This is a genomic window from Thermofilum adornatum (assembly GCF_000446015.1).
Taxonomy (GTDB): domain Archaea; phylum Thermoproteota; class Thermoprotei; order Thermofilales; family Thermofilaceae; genus Thermofilum; species Thermofilum adornatum.
Genome location: NC_022093.1, coordinates 1,114,201 through 1,140,544, shown reverse-complemented (window position 1 = coordinate 1,140,544; position 26,344 = coordinate 1,114,201). Strand labels below are relative to the sequence as shown.

Annotated in this window: 22 protein-coding genes; 10 read left to right on the top strand and 12 right to left on the bottom strand. The window is 46.0% G+C overall.

From position 1 onward, the window contains the following. Nucleotides 1–82: 82 nt before the first annotated feature. Entirely contained in the window at nt 83–757 is a 675-nt protein-coding gene (locus N186_RS06195; protein ID WP_020962924.1) for a diphthine--ammonia ligase, read from the bottom strand. A gap of 83 nt (nt 758–840) precedes the next feature. Beyond that, entirely contained in the window at nt 841–1,269 is a 429-nt protein-coding gene (locus tag N186_RS06190; RefSeq protein ID WP_052885677.1) for an HIT family protein, read from the bottom strand. Nucleotides 1,270–1,351: 82 nt separating this feature from the next. Here N186_RS06190 and N186_RS06185 point away from each other — a divergent pair, with 82 nt between their 5' ends. From N186_RS06185 to N186_RS06175, 3 genes are all read left to right on the top strand, one after another. Continuing rightward, nucleotides 1,352–2,182, top strand: coding sequence for a nucleotidyltransferase domain-containing protein (locus N186_RS06185; protein WP_020962922.1), 831 nt, complete (start codon nt 1,352–1,354; stop codon nt 2,180–2,182). 126 nt (nt 2,183–2,308) lie between these two features. Then, nucleotides 2,309–3,022: a 5-formyltetrahydrofolate cyclo-ligase gene (locus N186_RS06180; protein WP_020962921.1), complete on the top strand. Its 714-nt coding sequence runs from the start codon at nt 2,309–2,311 to the stop codon at nt 3,020–3,022. Between the two features lie 54 nt (nt 3,023–3,076). Further along, nucleotides 3,077–4,207, top strand: a complete 1,131-nt coding sequence (locus N186_RS06175) for an iron-containing alcohol dehydrogenase (RefSeq protein WP_240366728.1) — start codon at nt 3,077–3,079, stop codon at nt 4,205–4,207. Between the two features lie 579 nt (nt 4,208–4,786). Here N186_RS06175 and N186_RS06170 read toward each other — a convergent pair. Together N186_RS06170 and surE are read right to left on the bottom strand one after the other, a co-directional pair. Further along, entirely contained in the window at nt 4,787–5,350 is a 564-nt protein-coding gene (locus N186_RS06170; protein ID WP_020962919.1) for an NTPase, read from the bottom strand. A 150-nt stretch (nt 5,351–5,500) separates the two neighbouring features. Next, nucleotides 5,501–6,334, bottom strand: coding sequence for a 5'/3'-nucleotidase SurE (surE, locus tag N186_RS06165; protein WP_240366727.1), 834 nt, complete (start codon nt 6,332–6,334; stop codon nt 5,501–5,503). Nucleotides 6,335–6,452: 118 nt separating this feature from the next. Between surE and N186_RS06160 the strand changes: the two genes are divergently transcribed. Beyond that, complete coding sequence (locus N186_RS06160; RefSeq protein WP_020962916.1) at nt 6,453–7,073, top strand: hypothetical protein; 621 nt, start codon at nt 6,453–6,455, stop codon at nt 7,071–7,073. Nucleotides 7,074–7,086: 13 nt separating this feature from the next. On the opposite strand, the gene N186_RS06155 is transcribed toward N186_RS06160, so the two are convergent. Genes N186_RS06155 through pheS form a run of 3 tightly spaced genes read right to left on the bottom strand, consistent with a single transcriptional unit; the run spans nt 7,087 to nt 11,062 of the window. Then, nucleotides 7,087–7,818: an HAD family hydrolase gene (locus tag N186_RS06155; protein ID WP_020962915.1), complete on the bottom strand. Its 732-nt coding sequence runs from the start codon at nt 7,816–7,818 to the stop codon at nt 7,087–7,089. After that, a complete protein-coding gene (gene pheT, locus N186_RS06150) occupies nt 7,785–9,458 on the bottom strand; it encodes a phenylalanine--tRNA ligase subunit beta (protein WP_020962914.1) in 1,674 nt (557 codons plus the stop codon). Before pheT ends, N186_RS06155 begins: the two co-directional genes overlap by 34 nt. A gap of 11 nt (nt 9,459–9,469) precedes the next feature. Further along, nucleotides 9,470–11,062, bottom strand: coding sequence for a phenylalanine--tRNA ligase subunit alpha (gene pheS, locus N186_RS06145; RefSeq protein WP_020962913.1), 1,593 nt, complete (start codon nt 11,060–11,062; stop codon nt 9,470–9,472). A 134-nt stretch (nt 11,063–11,196) separates the two neighbouring features. On the opposite strand from pheS, the gene N186_RS06140 reads away from it, so the two are divergent. After that, complete coding sequence (locus N186_RS06140) at nt 11,197–12,435, top strand: aminotransferase class V-fold PLP-dependent enzyme (protein WP_052885676.1); 1,239 nt, start codon at nt 11,197–11,199, stop codon at nt 12,433–12,435. Between the two features lie 6 nt (nt 12,436–12,441). Here N186_RS06140 and N186_RS06135 read toward each other — a convergent pair whose 3' ends face one another. The 3 genes from N186_RS06135 to N186_RS06125 all read right to left on the bottom strand — a co-directional run bounded on the left by N186_RS06135 (nt 12,442) and on the right by N186_RS06125 (nt 16,879). Beyond that, nucleotides 12,442–13,824, bottom strand: coding sequence for a thymidylate synthase (locus N186_RS06135; RefSeq protein ID WP_240366726.1), 1,383 nt, complete (start codon nt 13,822–13,824; stop codon nt 12,442–12,444). Nucleotides 13,825–13,890: 66 nt separating this feature from the next. Then, the gene (locus N186_RS06130; protein WP_020962910.1) at nt 13,891–16,488 is read right to left on the bottom strand and encodes a hypothetical protein; all 2,598 of its coding nucleotides are present in this window, start codon (nt 16,486–16,488) and stop codon (nt 13,891–13,893) included. Further along, nucleotides 16,478–16,879, bottom strand: a complete 402-nt coding sequence (locus N186_RS06125) for a hypothetical protein (RefSeq protein WP_020962909.1) — start codon at nt 16,877–16,879, stop codon at nt 16,478–16,480. Before N186_RS06125 ends, N186_RS06130 begins: the two co-directional genes overlap by 11 nt. Before the next feature lie 88 nt (nt 16,880–16,967). Here N186_RS06125 and N186_RS06120 point away from each other — a divergent pair, with 88 nt between their 5' ends. The 3 genes from N186_RS06120 (at nt 16,968) to N186_RS06110 (ending at nt 20,323) form a co-directional block, all read left to right on the top strand. Next, nucleotides 16,968–17,804 (top strand): aldo/keto reductase, encoded by an 837-nt coding sequence (locus N186_RS06120; RefSeq protein WP_052885675.1) that lies wholly within the window; start codon nt 16,968–16,970, stop codon nt 17,802–17,804. A gap of 69 nt (nt 17,805–17,873) precedes the next feature. Continuing rightward, entirely contained in the window at nt 17,874–18,938 is a 1,065-nt protein-coding gene (locus N186_RS06115; protein ID WP_187147003.1) for an alpha/beta hydrolase, read from the top strand. A 107-nt stretch (nt 18,939–19,045) separates the two neighbouring features. After that, nucleotides 19,046–20,323: an Nre family DNA repair protein gene (locus N186_RS06110; RefSeq protein ID WP_020962906.1), complete on the top strand. Its 1,278-nt coding sequence runs from the start codon at nt 19,046–19,048 to the stop codon at nt 20,321–20,323. Here N186_RS06110 and N186_RS06105 read toward each other — a convergent pair. Continuing rightward, entirely contained in the window at nt 20,304–21,221 is a 918-nt protein-coding gene (locus N186_RS06105; RefSeq protein WP_020962905.1) for a CBS domain-containing protein, read from the bottom strand. The genes N186_RS06110 and N186_RS06105 overlap by 20 nt on opposite strands. A 111-nt stretch (nt 21,222–21,332) precedes the next feature. Here N186_RS06105 and N186_RS06100 point away from each other — a divergent pair, with 111 nt between their 5' ends. Next, on the top strand, nt 21,333–21,683 hold the full coding sequence (locus tag N186_RS06100; RefSeq protein WP_020962904.1) for a hypothetical protein: 351 nt from the start codon (nt 21,333–21,335) through the stop codon (nt 21,681–21,683). A gap of 75 nt (nt 21,684–21,758) precedes the next feature. Here the strand turns inward: N186_RS06100 and N186_RS06095 are convergent, their stop codons facing one another. Further along, nucleotides 21,759–22,562: a hypothetical protein gene (locus tag N186_RS06095; protein WP_148682110.1), complete on the bottom strand. Its 804-nt coding sequence runs from the start codon at nt 22,560–22,562 to the stop codon at nt 21,759–21,761. A 589-nt stretch (nt 22,563–23,151) separates the two neighbouring features. Between N186_RS06095 and N186_RS06085 the strand changes: the two genes are divergently transcribed. Beyond that, complete coding sequence (locus tag N186_RS06085; RefSeq protein ID WP_148682109.1) at nt 23,152–26,304, top strand: N-6 DNA methylase; 3,153 nt, start codon at nt 23,152–23,154, stop codon at nt 26,302–26,304. Nucleotides 26,305–26,344 lie beyond the last annotated feature (40 nt).

The following is a 26,344-nucleotide window of genomic DNA, read 5'->3' as shown; positions in this document are numbered from 1 at the left end:
TCTTGCTAAGTATTTAAAGGTTGCCAAACTTGACACTTAATTGTATACTCTGTGGAAAAACAGAATTCTATCACCAAGTATGTTATTTGTCTTCCAGCTCTGCCTCCTCAATTAGAAGGGTGGCATCGTAGTCTTTTCCAACAATCCTTGACCTCAGTATCTTTATTCTCTTTTTGAAGAGCGGTGCATCAATGACAAATGTTTCGTATTCTCCACCTTCACCGCTTGGGTTCAAAATTTCCCTGAGAGACTCAAAGTAGCTGATGATTTCCTTGTTTATCGGCTTGCCGAGCAGATCCATTTTAAGTGGGTAGGCGCCTACACGTGTAATTATTGCCGTGATCCCTGTTTCGACGATTTCTCTAAGCAACTCTATTTCGTCTCTCATCCATAGAGGGCTAAATATTTCTAGGCCCAGTTTCCTGCAGACCTCGCTAAATCTGTCGGCTTGGTACTTGGACTTTATTGCCCCAGTGACGAGGCCCTCTATTCCGTACTCGTTTTTCGCCTGTTTTAAGGCTTCTTCTAGTGCCATTAGTCCTTCTTCTGCTGAGTTGCCAGTTCTTCGAACAATTATAGGTAGTCCTAGTGCCTTTGCCTGTAGTTCTACGAGCCTCGCGTTGGGATAATGGAATAGCATGCTTTCCTCGGATGCTGGCTGAAAGGTCAACAGGCATTCTACCTCGTGTGATTTGTATACCTTGTGCAGTGCTAGTGTACTATCTTTGCCTCCGGAGTATAGTATGGCGACTTTCAAGTAGACACCTCTCTAGCTTCTAGCCTCTACTGAAGGCATTATCAGGGCATTATTAAAAGGTTGGCGACATAGTTAAGGACGTTTTAATCCTTGATTTCTTTAAGGGCTTCCCTAAGTAACTCTGCAATTTTCCCGCCGGTTTCTTCGTCGAGAACGGCTCGGTTTTGTCTAGGAGTCCCAGAGGGTATCACATGTATATGTGCGTGGAATATTTCTTGTCCCGATGTCTTTCCATTGTTCATTACGATTTTTACCCCTGTGGCCCCGAGGGCTTTCTGCTGTGCTATTGCTATTCTCTTTGCTAACAGTATCATTTCAGAGAGGAGCGGCCCTGGAATATCAAAGATATTTTCGTAGTGGTGCTTGGAAACTACGAGCGTGTGTCCAAGGCTGACTGGATACTTGTCAAGAAAGGCTATGGTTTCTTGGGTCTCAGCGATTACGTGTGCCGGTTCTTTTCTCTCTATTATCCTGCAGAATATACACGAGGGGTTCAAAGGGTGGCTAGCCATGCTTTCCATAACGTAGTGGTGGTGTAAAACATATATGAGGCTTTCTTTCTTATAAGGACAGAGACGCAGGAGATGGAGAGCGATGTCGCTGGAGACCATCCAATCAATCATTGTTCCTCTGCTGGGGGACAACGTTTTAGGCATTATTGTCTTCGGCTCTGCTTCACGGCTAGAGGACTTCTCACCTCTCAGCGATGTAAACGTGGCGATTATTACTAGGGGCAAAGTCTCTCTGGAGGAAAGGGTTCTATTAGCTGAAGAGCTTGGACAAGACGTGTCAACTCTTATTTTGACTATTGATGACTTAAAGAAGCTTCTAGAGGACGGAGAGTTCCTTGCACATGAACTCTTAGGAGACAGTAAACTTATCTATGCAGACGAGACGCTTTATGAAGTAATAACCAAAAAGCCCCCGATAACCACGAGAACCCTAGAATACCTCGAAAAGAATGCCTTAGCATGCTTAAACCTTTCCCTCGAAAACTATTTTACCGGTAGATTCCACGACTCGTTAAACTATGCCTACAGGTCTCTCCGGAGCGCTGTAAGACTTCTTGGTACAAAGGAAAACAGGCTACTCTTCAAGGATAGAGAAATTTTAACCTTCTTGGACGAGAAAGGGTTAAGAGACGAGGCAAACATATACAGAAAGCTTAGAAATGGGAGGTTTAGAGGAATAGGAAAAGGTGATCTCTTCAAAACACTTATAGCGACCTACACGGCTGTCTTCAGCCTGCTAGGCTTTAAGGGCGTCGACCCCGAAAAACTAGTAGAATACGTAGAGAAAAACTACGCCTATATTTCACGTATAAAGATTGACCCTGTCGAGAATAGGCTCCACGTAACTATTAAAGGCTTAGACTTGGCCGGAAAAGAAACACACTCGGAATTATATCTTGGAGATAATGCATAGCTTCATGGAAATTTTAACATTGAAAAAGTTTCCCTTCCTTAAATTTCTTTTTCATCACTAATTTGCCGACACAACGACAGAGAAACTATTTTTATTTTTCAATATTTTTAGACACGAGGATGTAGCTTGAGGGAGAAAAAGCAGGAGATTAGAGAGAAAGTTTGGAGAAAATTGTTGGAGGAAAATGTTGCCCTTCCGCCTTTCCCTGTAGAGGGTAGGATACCAAACTTTAGGGGTGCACGGGAGGCGGCATTAAAGCTGAGAGCTTCAAGTATATATCAGAAGGCCCAAGTTGTTTTTTCGAATCCTGATTCTCCGCAGAGACATGTTAGAGAGCTTGCCTTGAGAGATGGGAAAATCCTCATTATGGCTTCTCCACGCCTGAGAAACGGTTTCATTGTTCTAGACCCCCGAAAGATACCCAGCAACAAGGTGGGCATAGCTTCCACGATAAAGGGTGCATTCATTTTTGGCGAAAAAGTTCTAGAAAGGGTTCCCTCGATAGACCTGAAGGTTGCTGGTAGCGTGGCCGTAGACATCTATGGCGGGAGAGTCGGGAAGGGGGGAGGCTTCAGTGACCTCGAGTATGCCATATTGAAGACTTTGGGGGCTATAAGCGAGGAAACGCCAATAGTCACGACTGTACATGAGCTACAGATAGTCGACTCGATACCGATGGATTCCCATGACGTCCCGATGGACTACTTGTTTACTCCCCAGCGGGTTGTAAAGACTCAGAGAAAGTATCCTAGGCCGGAAGGTATCTACTGGGACAAGCTCTCAAGCCGTGATATAGAAAGTATACCGGTTCTGAAATTGCTCTTGCAGAGGAGAGGCTAGCCTGCTAAGCGTTTGGGGAAAGACAAAAATAGTTTTGCCATGCATCTAGAAAACGTGTATAGCTCTATAAGTTTCACATACGAGTTACCGACAAGGATAGTTTTCTCGAGGGGGTCGCTGGGCAAGATTGGAGAGCTATCAAAGGGTCTAGGCAGAAAGGCCCTGATAGTTACTGGGAGAGGATTCGCTAAGAAGTATGGCTTCGACGCTAGGATCCGCGAAGAACTAGCTAGGGTAGGTATAGAGAGTGTTTTCTTCTCTGAGGTAGATCCTAACCCCTCAGTAGAGACAGCTGACAGGTGCGCCGAGGTAGCTAGGCGAGAGAAGATCGACTTCTTTGTCGCGTTTGGGGGCGGAAGCGTAATTGACACCGCCAAGGCGGCAAACGTTACCTACACGCTTGGAGGTAGCGCCAAGGATTATCTGTGGCCTAGAAGCGTGGACGAGGAGCTCTTGCCCCTCTTAGCTATACCTACGACTCATGGAACCGGGAGCGAGGTCACAAAGTACTCTGTCCTGGTTGACGAGAAACAGATGAAGGTTGCGATCTCTGGTAGAGGCGTCTACCCATCGCTGGCCCTTTTGGACGCCGAGGTGTTGAGGTATCTCCCTAGAGACCAGTCGGCAAGCACAGGTCTAGACGCGCTGAGCCACGCTGTTGAAGCATTCTTCAGCGGGAAAAGCACGCCTATGTCTGACATGTACGCGTTGGAGGCCGCCCGCATCATCTTCAGGAAGCTACCATGCGCCGTGGACGGCTTCCTCGAATGCAGAGAGTGGATGCTGTATGCCAGCATGCTTGCAGGAGTGGCAATCAACTTCACTGGCACAAATATTGGGCACGGCCTAGGATACCCCTTAACAACTAGGCTAAACCTCCCCCACGGGTTTGCCAGCGCACTCATACTCTTGGGCGCAGTCGAGCTCTACGAGTCCCGTCTCCCCCACAGGGCCGAACAGTTCAGGAGACACGTAGATATAGCCATGGTAGGTGGACTACGGGAGGCGTTAAGAGAGCTCTATCAGAGGATAGGCGCCCCGACAAGCCTCAGGGAGCTCGGTATAGACGAGAAACAGCTTGACCTATATGTTTCAGAGGGGCTAAAGTACAAGCGTAACTTGCAAAACGCGCCGTTCGAGGTAAATGAAGAAATCGTACGAGAGATACTGGCAAAGCTAATTTGACCCGTTACCTTCTACTTAGCACAAATATATTACTTGACTTAAACCGCACCAAGAAGAAGATTTGCAATATGATTTTACCCAGCTCTTTCAACTCATTCTAAGTTACATCCTCAGAATGGCTAAGGAGATGAATGACGTAATTTTCCTGTTCTTTCAATTCTTTCTGAGTTGCATCCAGACTTCATCGTACGAAAATCCTGTGACAAGATGAGCACTTTCAATTCTTTCTGACTTGCTTCCGAATTTTTCTACTCGAGGGGTTTATATGTTTAACGTTTGATTTTATCAAGAAGTCAGCAAAACTGCCCTAGCACTAAAATTTACACATTGGAAACTTCTGAAACTTTCCAGCAGGGAACTTTCCCGAAACACCCCGTTCGAGGTCGGGAATTTTTCCCGTAATCTCTTTTTAAAATAATCCTCTCGACGAGAAACTTCATAAATAACTTTTAGGCTACGGGTTGGGAAGTATTTTACAATGATTTACGATTAATTTGTGTTTGGACGTGTAGGAGTCGGCGATCTTGGGATGGGTGGCTCTTGGGTTTTTGTTCCAGTGATGGGCCAGGTGTTGCTTGTTTATGCCGTTTTCGTGATTAGTGTTGCGACTTCTTTTGCTATCATTGGTGGCATGTTTTCCCTGTTTGCGAATGTCAATGTGTATAGTTTGACGTCTTTTCTCTGCAGTATGGTTTTTCCTTCTTGGGAGTTTGGGGCTTTCTCGTGTATTGTTGCTATTACTGGTTTAGTGGAGTCTAGGGCGCTTAGTACGGCTGTGTAGAAGTTTTTGCTGTATAGCTCCATGGGCCCTATCTCGTCTATTATGATGACTTGGGCTTGTTGGATGGCGGTTTTTATGGCTTCTACGCCGATTGTCTCTAGGTCCTTTAGATTCACCGTGTATTTGCCGACTCGTGGCCCCTGGGTTAGGCCTGTCCTGGCTAGGACTCCTTCTCTCCCAGTGTATATGTCCCTGATGTTGAAACCGATTCTTTCTCCTTTTTCCCGTACCTCGTAGGTTACCATTCCCCCGACGGTGACGCCCCTGCTGGTCAAGATCTCGGCTATTCTTATTACGCAGGTTGTTTTTCCTATTCCGGGTCTACCGGTCACCAAGAAGTTTTTTACGTTGGATTTCTCCATCAAAGACCTTATCTCTTGTTAGGTCTTATTTAGCTTTGTTTTTTCGATTTTCGGGAAGAGATGCACGAGCTTAAGGGTTACCTCCATGCTGTCAATGTCCCATGAAGATTTTCGGATAGCGTGTCGGCTTGTAGAAAATTTGGGGTTTCTCTAGCTTTGCTTCTTTAGTTCCATCCTGATCTTGTTGACTAGGTTCTCTATTGAGACGGGGACAGACGAGAAGACGTTGGAGATGCTTAGTGGGGTTATGGCTATTTTTCCCTCTTCTAGGACCGCGTGGACGTCTGTGCCTTTTTCTGCCTCTATTGGCGAGCCGTATAGCCAGTAGTACGGCTTTCCTTGGGGGTCTTTTCTTTTGACTACAGAAGTCGAGAATCTTTTCACGGCTGGCTTTGTTATTACTACCTCGTTTGCGATTATGGGGGGAAAGTTCACGTTTAATGCATCGACTCCCTTCGGGAGGCCCTCCTCTATAGCGATACGTGTAACCAAACGGGTGACTCTGAGGATAAAGTTCCTGTATTCGCCTTCCTCTAGCTCCTCTGGGGAATCAACGGCAGCACTAAAGGCTATGCCTGGGACACCCTCTATTGCGGCCTGCAAGACTGCACCTATTGTGCCAGAGGTGAGTATGACCTGCACGCTGAGATTGTCGCCTATGTTTATCCCTGAAACTACTAGGTCGGGCTTCCCGGATATGACGTTCATAGCTATGTATATTACGTCGCTCGGCGTGCCTGAGACCAGATATATGAAGTCATCATTTGACGTTATCCTGTTGACTCTCAAAGGTTTGTGAAGGGTTAGGCCTAGGCCTGTCGCAGATTTCGGTGTCTCAGGGACAACAGTTATGGCTTCTCCCAGCCCCTTTACCGCTTCCCGTAGGATCGCTAAGCCGGGCGAAAATGGCCCATCGTCATTGGTTACCAGTATTTTCACATTTAACTCATATTCATTTTCTCCTAGAAAAATTTTGCCTGTCATACGTCTTGACGTAATTTCTGTTAGCTATTGGCTTTTCGAGTGTTTCCCTTAATAGTTTAGTTTGTTTTTCGAACAAAAAGATTAAAAAATCTTGTTATGACATTGTCATGGTGAAAAAATGTCTGGTAAAGCATCTCTACTTCCACTTTCAGAAGAGCTATATCTAAGAAGCCTAACGGGCAGGCTGGTAGGTGAGCACTTGTTTGATGGCTACAGGAAGGTAGCAGTGATAACATATCCCGACAGGATTTGTGCTGGAATGGCTACTGCGGCCCTAACCTCCTTTACTTACTACAGTGGCTATAGGGATGGAGTTGGAGTCGTCTATACCTATGATGAAAACATTGGCGAGACGGCGAAAAAGGTCTCTTCTAGCGACTTCGATGTTGTCTATATCTCGTATGGGGGTGAACAGAAACTCAGCACTGTAAACGAGGCAGCGATTAAGACTTTTAGGGCACTTATGGAGTCTGGATATAGAAAGGCTCTAGCTATACATGTAAGGGTCTGGATTGCGACGAAACAACTCTCAACTGTTTTATCGGACGACAAGATTAGAGGGTGGCTTGAAGGCTTGCCGGAAATCAGGGTCTTTACTGCGGATCTAAACGCGAGGAAGTTCTTCTTTAACAGAGTGAAGATAGTTGATGGAAAACCAGCGTTAGCGCCATATAGGGAGGTTCTTCTCACTGACGAGCACGTGGATCTGTTAAAGAGGTCTATACCGCCTCCTGAATAAGAGTTTTTTATTTTTATATTTCGAGACTTTTTATACACTCTTTTACTCTTTCAGGGTTTTCTGCTATGCAGTCTGGCTGGGTGTTTCCAGTGTAGGGATGGAAGCCTGTATAGGCGATGGTCTTGAAGCCTAGCTGTTTTGCTCCTCTTATGTCTACTTCCTCGTCTCCTAGGAAGAAGCTCTTCACGGGGACAATTCCAGTCACGCTTATTATGTGTGAGAAGAATTTTGGGTGGGGCTTTCGGAAGCCTATGCTGTCTGAGAATGCTAGGTAGTCGAATAGTTCGTATAGCCCGTGTGTCTTTAGTAGTTGGAGGCTGTGGGCCGTGCTCATAGTGTTTGAAGCTAGTATGAGCCTGAAACCTAGGGCTTTGATTGTTTCCAGTAGTTCTTTCACGTTTGGGGCAGGCTTTACCATCGAGACGTATGGGTGTATGAAGGCTTCCGATAACTTTCTTACTGTTTCTTCTCTGGGCTCTATTCCAAGCTTGTCTAGTAGGAGGATTACTTCCCCTTCTAGGGATAGCTCGAGCATTGTAAAGTTTCTAATTTTGTCTGCGAGGCTACGGGTCGCCCTGTAGGTTTCGTATATTTTTTGCTCCGTTGTATCTATGCCGAGCTCTAGCAACACTTGTAGGATTTTTCTGGCTCTTTCCCTTGTGTATTCTTCTAGGCTTGGCGCTGGGTAGAGGATTGTTCCCCAGAGGTCTATTAATGCTCCTTTTTCTGCTGGCTGAGATAGCATTTGTGTATCACTTCTATGTTTAATTCGGCTGCAACTATTGGTACGTTTAGGTTGAAGTTTGTTATGACTTGCGGGTGAACTTCTCCAATTAGGCCTGCTGGACCCTCAGGTGTCACTATTTGTGCTGTCCTGCCCTCTATGAAGCTTGGGTGCTTGTATTTCTCGAATTTGACAGGTACGCCGAACATGTTGAAGAGAGATTTTACAGCAGATAGGCCGTTCGTGAGTGTTGTTCCTTTGCCTGCTATGGCGAATGCTAGGTGTCTCTCTTCTCTTGTCCTGTTTTCGCTTTTATCGTCTGGCAAGACAACGTCTCCTGTCTCGAATATTCTCTGGGGGTAGCCGGCGTGTTTGCTACTAGAGAGAATGTTGAGAAGCTGTGGTATTATCCATGTTCTCAGAGCCGTATAGGCCTCGTGCCGGGGGTTTTCGACCTCGATTATTGGCTGCCTTGGGACGTTCATCTTATCATACATTAGGCCTGGGTTAGTAAACATGTAGTTGTTGACCTCGATGAAGCCTAAACCTATCATAGATTCGCGTACTGCGCGTGTGAAGACCTCTAGCGGGTGTTCGCGTCCCGGATGTAGGGGCGGCATTACTTCTGGCTCTATATTGTTGTATCCGTATGCCATTGCCACTTCTTCTGAGATGTCTACTGGGTGAAGGATATCTGTCCTGAAGTAGGGGTACCTTATTTCTAGCTCGTTGCTGTTTATGGGTGAGACATCCATCCTCATTTTTGCAAGGAATCTCATCGTCTCTTCTAGACCAATGTCAAGGCCCAGGAGCTTCTTATTGAGCTCTACGGGATACCTCATCATGTCTGGCTCAAGCCTGGGCGAGACCTCGTTTATCTTTCCGGAGAGCTGTAGTTGCTGTATTTCTCCTCCCCTCATGGAGACCGCGTAGGCAAAAAGCGTGATGGTTCTTCTTGCAGACTCTAGGTCTGTCGAGGTTACATCTATGAGGACATCGCGGGTTTCCTCTGTCACCCTGAAGTCTTCGCTATTGGTTATGGGTGGGAAGCTTACAACTTTCCCCTCGGCGTCGAGAATTATTGGATACTTGTCGTACTGGGACACCAGGTGCCCATACTCTATACCCTTGGGATGACTCTTGAGAACTTCTTTTAGGCTCATCTCGAAGCCAAAGCCCAGGGGCTTCATTTTTAGGTCTGGATCCGCAACTGTGTACTTTACTGGGAACTCTATGCCGCGGAGGTCGTAGAGTCCAACAGAGATTTTTCTCCTATTCCTGCCAAACGTCATGTGCACCTTTTCCTGTAGTTGCATCAGCTGTCTTATTGCCTCGTCGTCTAGGTTTACGTTTCTAACTACGGCGAAGAGAGCATAGGGCCTATAGTCTGGACCATTTATTTCTGCCTTTTCGGTCATCTCTACTACTTTGACCCTCGGCAAGCCTGTCTCTATTCCTAGGAGCCCCCTTACGTATAGAGAGAGAAGCTCGGCAGAATAGAGATCTGGTCTGTCATGCGTGGCCTCGTATGAAACAGTGTCATCTGTTATTTCTTCTACTTCGCATTTCAAGCTTGAAAGAATCTGCTCTAGCATGCTTCTTTCTAGTTTCTGCCCCACGAGCCTCTCGAGGTCCCAGATTTTAACCTCTATTACTGGCATGTGTTTATCACCTAAATGTTCCTGTCTGAACCGGACATGTTCTTGGTGCCCGGATACGTAATTAGGCTTTGGGGGATTGGACGCTTAGAGCCCTTTATGTACTCTAGGTCCTGGGCGAAGAGTAGCCGTATATCATCTATACCGAGAACAGTCATCGCTATTCTATCTATTCCTATCCCCCACGCCGCCACATTTACGTTCCTTAGTCCAAGCGCTGACAGCATCTCTGGCCTAAACATCCCGCCGGGGAAAACCTCTATCCATCCGAGGCTTGGATGCTTTATGAAGCCCTCTACGCTGGGCTCCGTGAAGGGGAAATAGGCTGGCTTGACTTTTACTTCGCCTAGCCCTAGCCTCCTGGCCATTTCCTGGAAGAAACCTAGCAGGTTTCTGAATGTGACTTGTGGACCCACAATTATTCCCTCCAGCTGGTAAAACTCCATGCTGTGCTTAGCGTCGAGGTTCTCGGGTCTGAAAACCCTGTCGAGAGAGAAGCACATGTATTTTCCTTCGCCTCGGGAATAGAGCGTGCGCGCAGAGACAGCGGTGGTCTGTGTCCTTAGGATCAGGCGTAGTGCCCTGCGGGGATCCCACTTGTAGCCCCAGCCCCTCGAGCCCGTGGTCCAGCCGTTCTCGTGAACGCTTGCTATCCTTTTGAGGAGCTCGCTGTCGGCCACGCTACCTAGGAGTCCTCCTTTAACAAAGTAGGTGTCGTGTATTTCCCGGGCTGGGTGGTCCTGTGCCTGGAAAAGGGCGTCAAAATTCCATAGTTCGAGCTCGACATGTGGGCCCTTCATTTCTTCGAAGCCCATAGAGACTAGTATTTCCCTGATCCAGTCTAGGAACTCTAGGTATGGGTGTTTCTTGCCGAATGGCTGTGCCGGTATCTCTACGCTGAGGTCGAATTCTTTGAAGACTGCGTTTTTCCACTTCCCGGATTCTATGATCTCGCTTGTGAGCTCTGTTATTACTTCTGCTTCCCTGATGAGGCCCATCTCATTTAACGAGAGAAGTTTCGCGGTCGGTGAGAGGTAGATTTTTGTCTGTTTCCTGGTTTCAACTAGTTTTCTTTTCTTTAGGTAGTCTATGTCGACGCTTCGAGTTTCTCCTTTTTCTATGCTTTGTAGCATTTTTCTTACTTTGGAGACGTGTTGTTCCGCGTTTTCAGGGCTTGAGAGCTGTAGTGCATCATTTATAAAGGTAACTGCCTTTGCTCTTGCAAGATGCGTAATTGCTGTCTGAACCTCGTCCTGCAGAAAAGGTATGCCTAGTCTTTTTGATGCCTCTAGGATTTCGCCTCTCTTTATTGTCCCAGTCTTCTGGAGAAGTCTTGCTAGCCTCTCCTCTGGCAGACCTGTCTCGAGGTATCTCTTTGCCTCCTCGGTCAAAACAGTTATTTCTCTTTCTTCCCGTTGAACCTCGATGAGTCCCCTAGCCTTTAGCTCTTCTATGTCACGCATTAGGTCTTCGCGTTTAGTACTAATCGTGCGTGCTATCTCGTCTAGGTCATTTTTGCCTTGGAGGAGTGCATCTAGAATCTTTTTTTGACGGGGTAGCAGGATTTCCGGCGCCTGTCCGTTTGCGTGGAAATGTGTTTCCTTCATTTAGATCCCTTGATAATAGGTTCTAAGTATTGACAGGCGAATCATATTTATTCATTTACGTTGCTGCTAGAGGAAAAATACGTATAATAAAAGATTTTAAGTATTCCTTTTCGGTATAGCATTGGGTGGAGATTTTGCTGAACGTTTCAGGCATTAGGAAAGATTTCCCGGTTCTAGAAAAGAAAATTCACGGAAAGCAGCTTGTGTATTTTGACAACGCCGCTACCACCCAGAAGCCGATACAGGTCTTAGAGGCAGTAGAACAGTTCTACAGAACCATCTATGCAAATGTTGGTCGAAGCGTCCACGAGCTAGGCTTGAGAGCGACAGAAGCCTACGAGGAGTCGCGGAAAATAGTTAGTGCATTTATAGGCGCTATGCCAGACGAGCTTGTCTTCACCAAGCAGACAACCGAGGCAATCAACCTGGCCGCCTACTCGCTACTGGCTTCCGGCATGATATCCAGAGGTGACCTAATCTTAACTACTAGGATGGAGCATCACAGCAACCTTTTGCCGTGGGTACGTGTGGCCAAGCTTGCGGGTGCACGACTGAGAATAGTCAACGTGGACGAGGAGGGCCGGCTGGACATGGGTGACTTTGATAAAGCCCTGGCCATGAGGCCAAGAGTTGTAGCAGTGACGCATGTGAGTAACGTCACGGGAGTAGTTAACCCTGTTAAGGAAATCTGTAGAGAGGCGCATAGCCATGGAGCCGTCTGCCTTGTAGACGGGGCCCAAAGTGCCCCCCATATGCCCATCGATGTAAAAGAGATAGACGCCGACTTCTTTGCCTTCTCTGGCCACAAAATGCTGGGACCAATGGGGATAGGCGGGCTCTACATAAGGAGAGAGCTGGCAGAAAAACTTGAGCCTCCATTTCCAGGGGGCGGCGCAATCTCCCTGGTTGAGTGCCAGGAGGACAATTGTAACGCTGAGTGGCTCCATGCGCCCCACAAGTTTGAGGCTGGGACCCCGAATGTGGCGGGGGCAGTTGGGCTTGCACGGGCGGTAGAGTATCTAAAGACATTGGGAATGGGGGAAGTAGAGGAACATGAAAAAATGTTAACTAAGCGCCTGCTAGAGGTGCTCGAAGACCTAGAGGTAAAGATCTATGGGCCGCTGGAAGTAAAGGATAGACTGGGAGTTGTTAGCTTCAATGTTGAAGGCCTGACTCCTCACGAGGTTGCCTCTATGCTGGACCTAGAGGGGATAGCTATCCGTAGCGGTCACCACTGTGCGCTTCCACTTGTAAAGAGGCTAGGTGCACCTATGGGTACGGCCAGGGCAAGCCTATACCTCTATAACACTGAGGAAGAAATCGAGTACTTTGCGAGGGTCCTTGAGAAGATCAAGAAGATAGCTAAAAGCTAGTTCGCCCTAGGCCTCCTCCTGTACATAGGGCTTGTTGTTTTTCAGGCATTGTTCAGCCCTGTAGACCTCCCTGGCCAAGTATGCGGCATGCTCAGGCATCAGCGCGTTAAGGTTGATTTTCCTTAGAACTTCTTGCGCAGACTTGCCGGAGACCCTTTTAGCTAGGAGACCCTCCTGTGTACGAAGCTCTACGACTATTTCTCCGTTTTCCACCCTTATGAGGAAGTTGCCCTTATTGTCCTCTACAAAGACAGACCTAGCCTTCTCAAAGTGGTTTTCGACGAGTCCACTCGCCCTAGCCCAGTCGTGTTCATATATATGTAGAGAAGAGCTGTAAACCGTTAATGTTCCCGGAAAGATTTTTCTTCCAGTTTCCCTTGACAGCTCGTCTGCAAAGTATTCCATAAGCCTCACAAGCCCATATGCGTTGATTGGCCAGGCAGAATAGGCGTCGTGGCTCCTAAAGAAAGCTACCAGATTGAACCGGTCTCCCGAAACGTCGCCATGAAGGAGGACGAGGCAGGGTGGATCCCTTGATGTAAAGTCCTTTGAAAAGTCCCAGGTTATAGCTATTGCCCTCCTCGTTGATGGCGAATGGGCAAGCTTGTCGATCATGCGCTTGATCTGGTCTCCGGCTTGGGGGTGTGCTCTCAGCCTTTCACCATAGGTATAGGCGACACTATCTTCCCCTTCAAATAGGGACTTTGCTTGGCGCTCTAGCTCTTCTCTTGAGAAATAGTTAAGGAGCCCATCATATATTTGCTCCGAGTAATTGAGAACCACGGAGGCGCCCAGCAGTTGTTTCTGTCTCTCATTATACTCAGTATCCTTAACAAAGCCCCACGTCATCACTGCATCGACGAGCTTTACCCATGCCCGGAAAATGTTCTTCTCCTGTATGTAGAGCCCAGCCGTCTGGATAGGCCATGAGGCAACCTGTGCCTCCCTAAGGGAAAGTATAGGCCTTTCTCTATAGACGTTAGGTCTATAATTCCCTATTATAGCTTCTACGAGGCTCTGCCAGTTGCCCTTTTTGAATTCTTCCCTGAGGTCGATGAGCCTAATGGTTGATAAGACTCCTGCAAGCTCCTCGAGACTCCACATTAGGCTCAGCCCCTTGTCAACCTCGCCCCTGAAGAGTTTGACTAGCGCCTCGCCGCTACCCATAATGTCTGCCCCAAACAGTATCAAGACGTCTAGTCGCGGGTTATGGGAAAAGGTGTGTAACAGATAGTTTATCCCGTACTTTGTGTAGAGGGTCCCTACTATGTTAACCATGTCGGCGACTCCTAGCTTCTTAAGCCTTTCAACAACTATTTCTTTTTTCGTCCATAAAGTAGCTATAGCTACGTTGGAGTTCGGGTTAATTATCTCGATCTCCTTGGACACCATTACACACTTCTAAACAAAACGTATTAGAAAAGTATTGGAGATAACGCTGAAAATAAAGACAATTTATCCGTAGGAGTAGGTGTCTCCTCCCACTACTTGGCTAAATGTTTTCTGTATTATCACGCTTCCGTACTGATCCTTAATTATTATTGAGCCATTGAGAATAACCGGCAACTTAAGCACACTGAGGGTAGCGGTTCCAGAGTTGCCCGCTACTGCGGAGGAGACCAGGTTACCACTTGAGTCCCTAAGCTCAGCAGTCCAGCCAGAACTCAAGCCATTAACTTGCACATACCGAGGATCACATGTACTAGCGACAACCAGATTATCGAAGTAGCCTGTTCCTTGATCGACGATAAGTCCAAAATAATTGACGCTGAATAAAGAATTGGTAGATGAAGTAGAGCCAAGGGCATTACCGCCCTGATCATATAACGTTGCACTGATAGAGTTTAAAGTCCCCGACTTGCTAAAACTCAAGAACAACACGTAGGTTGTGCCTGAGTAAGGAACATCAATGTTGCTAAGTTCTATCCAGGAGGCCCCAGTCCAGAGGTAAATATTCAACCTTACACTCTGTCCCCGAGCATACAGGGACACTTCATATAACCGAGAACTGCTACTTGCACTCTCCAACAGACCATAACCTACGTAAATTCTATCGTTGCTATTTACATTTGTAACCTGAACTAAGGCATAAAGATTAGCGTAACTAGAGACACTGCTCTGCCAATAGTAAACTGAGTCACCTCCAGGGCCAGCATCGTTGTCCACGCCCTTCAAAGCACTCGTACCGCCAACGCCGTAGCCGGGAGCTATAGACCATGACCCGCCGATGCTGGACCAGCCGCTGGGCAAGGATTCAAAGGGGGTATAGATCAATGCGCACCTGCTCTGTAAGTAGATGTCCTTTACGGTAACTAGTAGTGTTTTTGTGTCGTCTATTTTTCCTGTGGCCTGGTTTGTCACGTTTATTCTCCACGTGTAGGTGCCCCTGCTAGATGGTAGGGTTACTGTGAGTGTTGTTGTGGCTGTCTGGCCGGCTGGTATTGATAGGGTCGTGCTGTTCAGGGTGTTGCCGTTGTTGTCTATGATGTTGACTTGGACGGCCCCGGTGGCGTTTCCAGTGTTCGCTACCGCTACCACTATTTTCTGCTTCGAGCCTGCCGCGCCAGTTATGCTTGTGTTGTATGATTGGATGCTGAACTTCGGCTGGTAGACTACTGCCCTAACGGTTATGGGCTTCGAGTCGTGTATAGTGCCTGTAGCATTGTCTACAGCCTGCACTGTCCAGCTGTACGTGCCACTGCTAGATGGAAGAGTCAAGGCTAGGCTTGTGGCAACGCTGGCGCCAGGAGGGACAGCGAGCACCGTGCCGTTAACCGTGTTGCCGGCTTGATCCAGCACCCTCACCCTAACTGTGCCAGTCGCGTTGCCACTATTCGTGACGGTCACGTCGAAGAGCTGCCTAGACGACACAGCGCCAGTAATATTCCCCGTATAGGAAGCTATATAGAAGACAGGCGTATAAGTGACAACCTGTACTAGGACTGTCTTCGCGTCGTCCTGGTTCCCAGTGACATTGTTTATAGCTATTATTCTCCACTGGTAGTTGCCAGAAGCCGGTGGCAAAACAACACTCAGAGATACATCTGTCCTCTGCCCAGGAGAAAGACTAACCGACGCCGAACTAGCAACATTACCACTAGAATCCAAGACCCTTACAACAGCCACACCACTAGCACCACCATCATTAACAAGGCCAACAACAAGCCTCTCGCTAGAGGAAGGAGCACCAACAATACTACTATTATAAGAATAAATTGTAAAATGAGGATATGTAGCTCCTCCTGGTCCGGGAGCTCCAGTATAAGCTGGCGGCCTAATGTTTATTTCAAATATGTTTATTCTTGTAGTTGTAACAGCTCTTATCTCTGAGATACTACTAACTGGTAGATTAACCGAAAACGTCTGCGAGGCGCCTGGTTCAAGCCATGTCGAAGTGTTGATGCGTCTGGCATAGGTGCTATTGAGGAGCCATAGACCATAGAGCCTGGTGAGGCTGGGGCCGATGTTGGTTATTTTTGCGTAGAAGCCTGTCGAGTTATAGGCTTGGAAGGTATAATTGAGAAAGTCGATTGATATCCTGAAAGGAGAGGTAGACGAGAAGATAAGTGTATAGTTTACAAAGTGACTAGTTATAATGATTGGAGAATTTGCTGGAAGAGTGTAGGTACTCCTAGCAATGAGAATACCACCATTGTTTTCATATAGGGTTGCCTGCACAGTGACGCTGGATGAGAGATATAGGTTACTTGTGACATTATAGAAATAGCTGGGAGGATTTGTTGCTGAAAAATTTAGCGTCAATGTATGTGTTCCGCCTGAAAGTCGTGAATCAAAATTACACGTTATACCATCCAAACTTTGTATGCATGTGTATTGTGAATTGTTTATTTTTCCAAGCGAGGAAGTCAGGTATGTGTAGTTTAGGGTTAAGGAGAGCTGTCCTTCGCCGCTTCTCTGGTTCGCTGTTTCGGATGCGATTTTTTGGACTTCTGTTTGGACTTGGATTTGCCTTGCTATGAGTGCGGCTAGGAGGATTACGATTAGGGTTAGGAAAACTGCTCCTACTGCGGAGGCTTGGCCTCTACGGTACATAGTCTGTCACCTCGAAGCAGTTTGTGTAGCTACAGGCTTTGACCCTGTAGGTCGCCTTGGTTGTTTGGCTTGTGCATACCTCTGTCGAGGAGCCCGCTTTTAGGTCTATATAGCCGCTCCATGCGAGTGTGTTGTTTAGGTATAGTGAGACGAGCTCTGTTTGGACGTCGCCGGTGTTGGTTATCCATGCACAGATATGACCGTTCTTTAGGTATATTCTCTCGACGAGGATGTATTCCCTGAGGCCTTTTTCTGCCAGTAGTCTTTCTCGTTCGATTCGCTGGGATGCCTGCTGGTATGTTGGGTAGAATATGTTCCATGCTATCGCCCAGAGTGCTACCGCGATTACGAGTAATAGAACTGCCCCTATTACTTCTGCTTGCCCCTGCATTATGTTTCTATAAATGTTATTGGTCTACCAATACTTATTGTTTACCTTTAGGCTAAGACATTTAAGCGTGGTCTTGATCTACAGGGTTATGGCTGACCTAAAATATTTTAAGAAGATGGATAGGTGGCTCCCTGTCCTTGGGCAGGGGACATGGGGCGTGGGCGGCGGCTTCTGGAGCAAGGATACAAGTATGGATGAAAAGTGGATAGCGGCATTGAAGAGGGGAATCGAGCTCGGCATGACTCTCATTGATACTGCAGAGATGTACGGCGCTGGGCACAGCGAGGAGATAGTGGGAAGGGCTATTAGTGGTTTTGAGCGCGACAATTTGTTTATTGTTTCGAAGGTTTGGCCCACACATGCCCGGTACGATGACGTGGTGAAGGCTGCAGAGGCAAGTATGAGGAGGCTTGGGACATACATAGATCTTTACCTTATACACTGGCCTCCTACAGAGGTTCCTCTATGCGAGACGATGAGGGGTCTAGAGGCTGTGGTTTCTCGTGGGTATGCCAAGTTTATTGGTGTGAGTAATTTTGGGCTGGAGTTGATAGAGGAGGCGAGGAGCTGCTTAAGCAGGGAGGATATTGTGGCTGTCGAGAACAAATTTAGCCTGCTGGATAGGAGGGACGAGGACACTGTGATTCCGTATGCTGAGAAAGAGGGCATGCTTTATCTAGCTTATACCCCGCTTGAGAAGGGGCAACTCTCGAAGGATAGCTTCTTGGCAGATATTGGTAAGAAGTATGGTAAGACTGCTACACAGGTTGCTTTAAACTGGCTCATAGTGATCAATCCAGTGGTGCCGATACCAAAGGCTTCTAGCATTAAACATGTGGAGGAAAACGCGGGAGCAATGGGGTGGAGGCTTAGCCAGGAAGACTGGAGACTAATCTCTGAAAGGTTTAGGGAGCTCAAGGCTTGAAGGATTTGTGTGGGTAGTTAACCACGGGCTATTTCAATTGCTTGCAGGATAAAATGGGTGCCGAGGGGTGTGAGTTTTACGTCTAGTGTAGAGTTGCGTTCAAGGAAGCTTTCAAAAGACTTTTCTCTAAGCTATAGGTTTCTATCGAGAAACAGTAAAAAGGCAGTTGTTTTGATACATGGAAACCTTTCATCCTCTCTAATATGGGAAGACTTTATGCCAAAGATACCCAGCGAGTATGACGTTGTTGCTCCTGATCTTAGAGGTTTCGGCGAAAGTGGTAGAAAACCGGTTGATGCTACTCGTGGCTTGAAAGATTTTTCTGATGACATCTTGCAGTTGATGTTACAGCTCAAGTATGAAGGGTATATTGTTGTTGGTCATAGTCTAGGCGGAGCAGTGGCGCTTCAAACAGTGATAGATGCTCCTGCCCAGGTAAAAATCGAGAAAGTTGTAATAGTGGATCCAATGTCTCCCTACGGCTTTGGAGGTACAAAGGACGAGCATGGAACGCCGTGCTATGACGACTACGCGGGTTCTGGTGCTGGACTTGTCGCAAAGTATAACCCCGACTTTGTCCGTTTGTTGAAGGAAAAATATACGGGGGTCGATCATCCAGCCGCGCCTGCAAATGTGGCTAAGACCTTTTTTGCAGACGACTTTGTTGTTAGTGAAGAGCTGTTGAACAAGTTGTTGAAAATGCTGTTTAGTGCAGAGGTAAATGAGGATAATTATCCTGGCGACTATGTTGACAGCCCCAACTGGCCCTATGTTGCCCCCGGAACTAGGGGCGTATTAAATGCAATGAGTCCCAAGTATCTAAAGATGCGGGGACTCCTAGATGTTGCCCAGAAACCTCCTATCCTTTGGGTGCATGGAACAAAGGACGTTATTGTTTCGGATTCGTCGCTACTGGACGTAGGTACTCTGGGCCTTATGGGCTTTATTCCTGGCTATCCTGGTCAAGATAAGTTTCCGCCTCAACCTATGGTTAAACAGATAAGGAGTTTCTTAGAGAGTTATGTTGAGAGAGGAGGATACTACGAGAAATTTACTGTGGAGGGAGCTGGCCATACCCCCTTTATTGAAAAGCCAGAAGATTTCCTAAACAAGTTTGTAGACTTTGTAAGGTAGCTTTCTATCTTTTTCTTCATATTGTTAATGTAACAATGTTTTAATACCACGGGAAGTGTAGAAGAGCTAATATACCTGTGGCTGTATTTTAATACCTGAAGAAAGCTGTGGAAAGCCCAAATGCTACTGAAGACATCTTTACAAACATAGGGGAGTCGAGCCTTCTGGTTACTCGTCCCAAGCCATACATGTGTGCTAGGTGCAAGGGCTCACGTAGGCTGTGTGGCTTGCCTGCTTGTCATATTCTTCTGAGGCTTAAGGAGCAGGCAGGCATATTTGAGAAATTAAAGGAGGCAAGGGACATTGCGGCTCCTTCTCCACCATCTCTACTTGTCGGAGAGAAAGGTTACCCCTACGTCAGGGTCGGGGTGAATCTTGCAGAGGGGGATAATGCTCCTCTATTTGAAGACCCGGGCTCTTGGTGGGGGAGGCTGGGCCTACTGGACATAATTAAGCTTAGGGCGTCTATGATTTACAGCTACAGGGTCTTGAGGGTCAGGAGTGCCTCCAATAGAATTGCAGAAGCAGTACAGGAAGCGGCAATGTCTATTAGGCCTGTAGAGTCGGAGGTGTTTCTTAGTCGCCCACCAGTGTTCACTATGAGGTTTGACCCATTGGTGAAGCCTGTGGGGTTCTCGGCTGAAGTCAAAAAAATAAGTTTGACTAGTAACCCTGTTATTCCTAGGAGGGTCGACAGCCTTGTTACTGACAGGGTTAAAGCTAGGGAGGCCCTCATAGAGCTCTATAGTCGTGGTTTCGATGTGTACTATCTCCAGAGGCTGTTGTCTTCTGGGGCCCTCGGCGTCGACAAAAAATTTGTCCCAACAAGGTGGTCGATAACCGCCGTTGACAGGGCTATTGGAGACTATCTGCTGAGCAAGGTAAAGACTTTTCCGGAGATAAGTGGTGTGGAGGTCTATACTTCTAGCTACATTGGGAACAATTATGTACTCTTGTTTTTGCCGGGGCCATGGTTTATGGAGATGGTCGAGATATGGTTGCCGAACTCTGTGTGGGTGCCAGGCGCTGAGCCCTATACGACTCTCATACATGAGTACAGCGATGGCAGGCCTTCTGGCCAGGACGGTGGCTACGACGCGATTAGGCTTCCTGTCCTGGAGAATCTCTATAAGAGGGGGAGGCAAGCAAGGGTACTTGCAATAAGAGAAGTTACGCCTGAGTACTTTGCTCCTGTTGGCAACTGGCAGATCAGAGAAAGTGTTAGAGCCGCACTAGGCAGGCCGCCTGAAAGGTATGAGTCTCTCCGAGAGGCTCTAGAAGCAATAAAAACGAGGCTAAAGACGCCTCTCGAGGTAGCTCTTAGGAGGAGCACCTTTATCAATGTGGCTACTAGGCAGAAAACGCTTATGGAGTTTCTCGGCTAGGGGCGGAAAAGTCGAACATCCTTGTCATCGTCTTCAATATGTCAGTCCTAGTTATTATGCCGGCAGGAGACCCCTGTTCGTCTACCACAACTACTCTTCCCACGTTTCTATTGTCCATGAGCCTCATTATGTCCAAGATGTCCTCTTCTAGCGTGACTGTAGGGACATCTCTATCCATGTATTCAGAAACCGAAGCAGTGAACTCGCCCCTAAGAAAAGCCTTTGCAATGTGTTGCGCCGAAATTATCCCTACTAGCCTGCCCGAGCCGTCGACAACAGGTAGAGCCCTAATGTTTTTCTCCAAAATTATCTCTGCGACTTTCCGTAGAGACTCGCCCGGGGAGACACTTAACACGTTGCCAGTCATGAGTTCTCTTGCCTTTAGCCTGGGCACTGCAACCATTGACTCTACATTTACTAGGATTTCGCGCCTAGAAGAGTTCACCTCTACAACCTCGCCTCTCACAATTACGCGTGTAGCCTGTGTAGGGCCGACGACGACCCGCGAGCCCCTTGTTACCTGGTGCATGCTTCCCACAACTTTTAAAACAACCTTTGGCGAGAGTGGCCCGCCCAAGCCCATGAAGTCCAGCTCTAGTACGTACAGCTGTGTGGGCCTACCATTTATAATGAGCCTTATGGGCTCCCATAACTTATCAAACGCCACGTTGCCTCTAGCTATTTCAGCCCCTTTGACTGTTGGGACATAGCCGCCTCCGGGCCCAGTCTTTGCCTCGACGAGACCCATAGCCTTCAGGGCCGAGATCACGTTTCTAACTGTTCCGTCGCTTTTGCCCACGTATTCGGCGATCTCGACACTTGTGACAGGCCGCTTCTCGGAACTATATATATTTACTATGGCGAGGAGTATCTCGTAAAGGCTCTGCGGAATATCCATGCGATAACAATTAATTAACTCATCTTAATATTTAACGCTAACCTAAAAAACATTAGACAAAAGTCGAAAAAAGAAATAAAAACAAAAATCAGGAAGAAATAATGAGCACCCATGACGACCCCTAGACAAAAATTCATAGGAAAAGCCCTCGTAAACAAGTACGGACTCATCGGCAAAGTCGCGACCCGATACCTCTATGCTGGCCTCCACGTAGAAATAAATCACCCAACACGGCTGGGACCTGTCCCGATCATAGCCAAAGGAAACAAGCAAACATTTGCAATCGAAGTACTGAAACCTAACCAGAACATAGACCAGGCAATTGAATCGATAGCTAAGAAAGCCCAGCTCCTCAAGGCTAGACCAGTCCTAGCAGTCCCAAAGACACTAGTCAACAGGGAAAAACTTAAAACACTACTTGAAAAGGCCAAAGCAAACAATACAAAAATAAAGCTGGTATAAAGTCACGGGAGCTTTCTTCTTGGACTTACTGCTAGAAAACCTATTTTATCTTTAACACCATGATTCTTTCACTAGCTAGAGACCAACAAGTTCATTTATGTAGCGGATGTCGGAGAATTCATTCTCAGCATCTACCCGTCTCCCTAGTGTAGAATTGCTCTCCGTGACTCTAAAAATCACCTTCTCAAGACCTGGATTATTGTCCTTTAGGCCTAGAGCATGATTATAAGTGTTGACATAGATTGTAATGTTGGGGCCGCTGATTTCTATTTTTTCTTCTTCGTGGGCAGACTCGCTATACGTTTTGGAGCCACTGCCTATAGCTTTTACAAGCCGTAAAGACAATGTCTGGTTGAGAACAAGCCCAAGCCCTGAAAAATCAACATATGTTTTTTCTCCTTCCCTTACCACGAAAAAGGTCTCTATATCCCTTGACCTTCCCCACGAAATAAGTCTCCAAGCCTCATACCATGCATCCTCTAGAGTGCTAGACGGGCTCCTTTCATTCCTAAAGACAAGAGTAACCTCTACTACACTTTTTCCATTTATCTCATAGCTACAAAAATACACTTTCTCAAGAGAGTTGCCAGCCTCAACATCAGTCTTTGGCTGTACAACTACTAGATGAAAATCGCTAGGAAAATCACATCTCACAGTAGGAAAACTCTTGTTGACACGCCCATAAACCGACTTTCCATAGTTAAAATGCAGGGAGTCAATCTCAGATACACCCAGCTCCCTGAGAACAGAGTTAAAGAGTTTACGCGCCATCTCCTTGTCGAAAGGCGTGTCAGGATCCAGAACCATACGCCTAAGCTCATCAACTGATAGCCTAAAGTCTGGGTTAGAAGCGTAGAGTTGCCTAAATTTCTCTTCCAATGTAGAAGCACCATGCTTCAAAAGACGAGGATAATAGTAAAAAGTCAAAGAAACAATAACAAGCAAAGTACCCACTAAAGCCATGAAAACTAAAACTCGCTTCATCTTTTTCCCATTAAGGTTTCATACATGATATACATAAGTATTACTCACAAGCATCACTTCCCAGATAAAAGACAAGCAACAACTAAAACCCGTCAGCACCAGGTTTCGAACCGGGGGCCCTCCGGTGCCTGCCGGCTGCCGCGGCCTCATTCCAGCGTTTGACGCCTGTCGCCGCGGGCTATGGGCTACAGCCGGATGCTCTACCGCTGAGCTACGCGGGGCTGGTCCCCGCGCCCGGATTCACGCCGGTGCTGACGGGGCTGATTAGAATAAGTATTCGTGGAATTTATTAGTTTTTCGTTGAGATAACTGCAATACAGAGGGTTCAAGATTTATGCTGGTTACGATTTTTGTGTATTAATGGTTCAGGAAGGTTTTTGGCGTACCTATGAATTACAAATTTATAGTGGTTTAAGGAATGATTTATGAGCTGTGTGGGTTATAGCTTGTTGAGCATTAGACATATGGACAAGGGGTACTTGTTATGTCAAGTAAGTTACACGAGAATGTCAGGGTGAAAACAGTAGGTCTTCTCACCTGGCTTTTAAGAGATGCTATTAGAGCAAGGTACGAGATTGAGAAGAATCCCGACCTATTAATGCTGGATCAGCTTTTGTCTAGGGAACAGATAGACCTCTTAATGCCTCAAGAGGTCTACGTGTCCGAGACTGAGAAAAAAGCTGTTGACATGTTACTTGGAGGTCAAGTGGTTTTCGAATTCAAGTCATATGAGCAAGAGTTTGACGCAGCCGTTCAAGATGCGACCTCGAAGTATTGGCCCGTTGTTTCTAGAGCAAATTTTTACATTTTGACGAATTGGTCAAAGTGGAGAATTTATCGTGTAAGAGAAACTGGTCTTGAGCTTATAACAGAATGTGGCTTAGAAGAGGCAAAAGAATTTTTAAAGACTCAGGTTATCCCACAAATAAGGACATTTAAGATTCCTCCCATTTCCAGAAACATTGAAGCTCTTTATAAACTAAACATCAATGAGCTTCTGGAAAATCTTAGAAACATTTTCGGCATGTTAAAAAATGATCCGAGAATAAGTCCACTCTATGAAGCATATAAGGGAATAATGCGAATGTTATATGGTGAGGCTGGTGAAGAGTTTTTTGAGGACCTTTTTATCCGTCACACGTATATGCATATGGCTGTTTTGGCCTCTTTGTCGATTGCTCTCGAGAAAAGCGGCAATGCAGAGGACATTTGTAGTGGTTCGCTTTTGAATGTTGATGTTGCTTTGCCTTATCTGAACTGGTGGAGAGTTGCCTTACGTGCTAGTGAAACAAAGATAAACCTGACAAAAGTGTTAAATGAGATTATTAGAAGAGCCAGCTTAGTTGATTGGTCCCAGAATACTGCAGAAGACGTTTTTAGGACTTTGTATGAATTTCTCGTGGAGCCTCCTGTAAGGAGGAGACTAGGAGAATACTATACGCCTCCCTGGCTTGTAGAAATGATTGTTAATGAATTTGACATGAAAAATAAAATTGTTTTGGATCCGTTTTGTGGTTCAGGAACTTTTCTTGTAAGAACCTTTCATAGGAAGATAGAATTGAACGAGAAGCCTGACGAAGCTTTCGGCGAGGTTGTCGGTTTTGATGTTAATCCCCTGGCTGTTGCCGTTGCTAGGGCTGAAATGGTTATGGCTTACAAGCGTTCTACAGGCAAAGAACCCGACAACCCTCCTCATGTTTATCATATCGACACCTTCGCTACGCTCTTTGGAGAAGAAAGTATAGTGTTTCCCGGATTAGAGGATATTTTAGAGAAAGCATCTTCCTACCTAGAATATCTAATCAACATTAACGCGGTACAGTGGAAGAAGACTTCTGACATTTTAGCAAGTCTAAGAACATTGGAGAGAAGCATCGCCCTTGCAATTAGGTTTGCTTATCAGAGTTGTGGACTAGAACAAGAATGTGTGGAGAGAGAAATTAATGAGCAGATTTTTGAAGACTTGAAAAACAGCAATGATATCTTTATTCAAAGTTTCCTCGAACATTTTAGAAAGGATTCTGTAGCTTCTACGATAGCCAATCTAATTCATACGCATCAAGGTAACGATGTTTGGAGTACTGTTTTAATGTCTGTTTACACCTCGCTTGCATTAAAGAAATTTAAAGCAGATATTATAGTCACGAATCCTCCATGGATCCCTGTTACGGAGTATAATGCACCTTATTCGGAAAAAATCAGAGAAAATATGTCTGAAAAAATTAAGGAATGTATAGAGAAAAAAGACAAGAAGAAAGAAGAAAAGAAACAAATTGATGCGAGAAAAACAGGACAGCTAATTGCTGGAGCTGATATTGCATCAGCTGGCCTTGCAAGATCTCTAGAGCTTGCTAATGAGGGTGTGGCGTTTATAATGAATAGAGATCAGCTATTTAATCACAAGACACCGATACCTGCCGGAATAGTGGCTACATACTGTATTGTTAAAAGCTTTATGAAGAAGCAATGGGGCCATGTGAAGCTTTTTGATTTTGACTTTGACGTCTTTGAGCATGGTATTTATCCTGCAGTTATAGTTGTCAAGAAAACGCAGGAGGGTTCTCGCTTCACATCAGAGGCTAATGTAATCAAACTAGTTTTGCCAGAAGACAAAAGGTATAGCAAGCGTCTCAAGCTTGACGAGATAAAAGACTATCTGATGGTCAAGCCTTTCAATAAAAGCTATGACGAATACATTAAGCCTGGCTTGCTTTATTTCTCTGAGGATCTTGAACGGCTAGCCGAAGAACTTGGAGTTGAAAAAATTTATCCAAAGGGACTCTACATAATGGGTTTACTGGGTGGAGAAAGGAAGAAAAGTGAGGAGGAATATGCAGGCTTGGTTCTTGATGAATATAATTTTAGCGATGCTAGGTTTGTTTTTAGGCTTCATAATACGAACAAAGAGCTTGTTGTTCCTCGAAAGATGTTAGATGAATACGGGATTAATATCTATAAACTTGTCTATGTAGGCGAAATTAATCCTTTTAGGCTACGTAAGCAACTTGAGGTTCTTCTCTCGTCAAAAGGTGAAGAATCACTTAAGAATTTTCTACGTGATGCCTTGAGTCTAAATGAACGTTATGTTACAAGTGAAATCAGCAAGAAAATTGAGAGGTTAAGCGAAGAACTAAGGCAACCCAGTAAAATCATTACCTTGAATACAAACAAGTTTTATGTAGCATATAGATGCGACAGGATATTTTCGGCTTTCGCATTCAGGCCCGAAGAGAATACAATAGTTGATAGCCACGTAAGCTATATCGAGTGTAAAGATGAAATATGCGCCTATTACTATTCAGCTATACTTAACTATCTCGCCTTTAAGGTGATTAGCAAAGGGAGAGCTTTTATTAGACATCAGTTTGCTAGGCCACTTCTGGCGTTGTATCTTGCTGGCTTATCCATAAAAAACATGGATGATAAAATAAGTATGCTTATTTCAGAGCTTTCAAAGAAACTTCACGAAGGGGCGCCACATATTAGCTATGACAACCAGAGAATCGCTTTAATGAAGATAGCTGAATACTACGAGTTTAAGGAAATTGTTAAGATGATAAATTCAATTGTTGACGGAGAGAGCTTAGAGGAAGCCCTAGAACTTGTATCTAGTCAGGGATCTGAGGCAGACGAATAATTTTTAGTTTTTGATATATCTAAGTTATTTTTGATGATAA

What these genes read in the sequence shown, in the direction of transcription:
- N186_RS06120 (WP_052885675.1), top strand. Translation starts at nt 16,968, where the DNA reads ATGGCTGACCTAAAATATTTTAAGAAGATGGATAGGTGGCTCCCTGTC.
- N186_RS06125 (WP_020962909.1), bottom strand. Translation starts at nt 16,879, where the DNA reads ATGCAGGGGCAAGCAGAAGTAATAGGGGCAGTTCTATTACTCGTAATC.
- N186_RS06085 (WP_148682109.1), top strand. Translation starts at nt 23,152, where the DNA reads ATGTCAAGTAAGTTACACGAGAATGTCAGGGTGAAAACAGTAGGTCTT.
- pheS (WP_020962913.1), bottom strand. Translation starts at nt 11,062, where the DNA reads ATGAAGGAAACACATTTCCACGCAAACGGACAGGCGCCGGAAATCCTG.
- N186_RS06185 (WP_020962922.1), top strand. Translation starts at nt 1,352, where the DNA reads ATGTCGCTGGAGACCATCCAATCAATCATTGTTCCTCTGCTGGGGGAC.
- N186_RS06130 (WP_020962910.1), bottom strand. Translation starts at nt 16,488, where the DNA reads ATGTACCGTAGAGGCCAAGCCTCCGCAGTAGGAGCAGTTTTCCTAACC.
- N186_RS06190 (WP_052885677.1), bottom strand. Translation starts at nt 1,269, where the DNA reads ATGGCTAGCCACCCTTTGAACCCCTCGTGTATATTCTGCAGGATAATA.
- N186_RS06100 (WP_020962904.1), top strand. Translation starts at nt 21,333, where the DNA reads ATGACGACCCCTAGACAAAAATTCATAGGAAAAGCCCTCGTAAACAAG.
- pheT (WP_020962914.1), bottom strand. Translation starts at nt 9,458, where the DNA reads ATGCCAGTAATAGAGGTTAAAATCTGGGACCTCGAGAGGCTCGTGGGG.
- N186_RS06170 (WP_020962919.1), bottom strand. Translation starts at nt 5,350, where the DNA reads ATGGAGAAATCCAACGTAAAAAACTTCTTGGTGACCGGTAGACCCGGA.
- N186_RS06160 (WP_020962916.1), top strand. Translation starts at nt 6,453, where the DNA reads ATGTCTGGTAAAGCATCTCTACTTCCACTTTCAGAAGAGCTATATCTA.
- surE (WP_240366727.1), bottom strand. Translation starts at nt 6,334, where the DNA reads ATGACAGGCAAAATTTTTCTAGGAGAAAATGAATATGAGTTAAATGTG.
- N186_RS06105 (WP_020962905.1), bottom strand. Translation starts at nt 21,221, where the DNA reads ATGGATATTCCGCAGAGCCTTTACGAGATACTCCTCGCCATAGTAAAT.
- N186_RS06155 (WP_020962915.1), bottom strand. Translation starts at nt 7,818, where the DNA reads ATGCTATCTCAGCCAGCAGAAAAAGGAGCATTAATAGACCTCTGGGGA.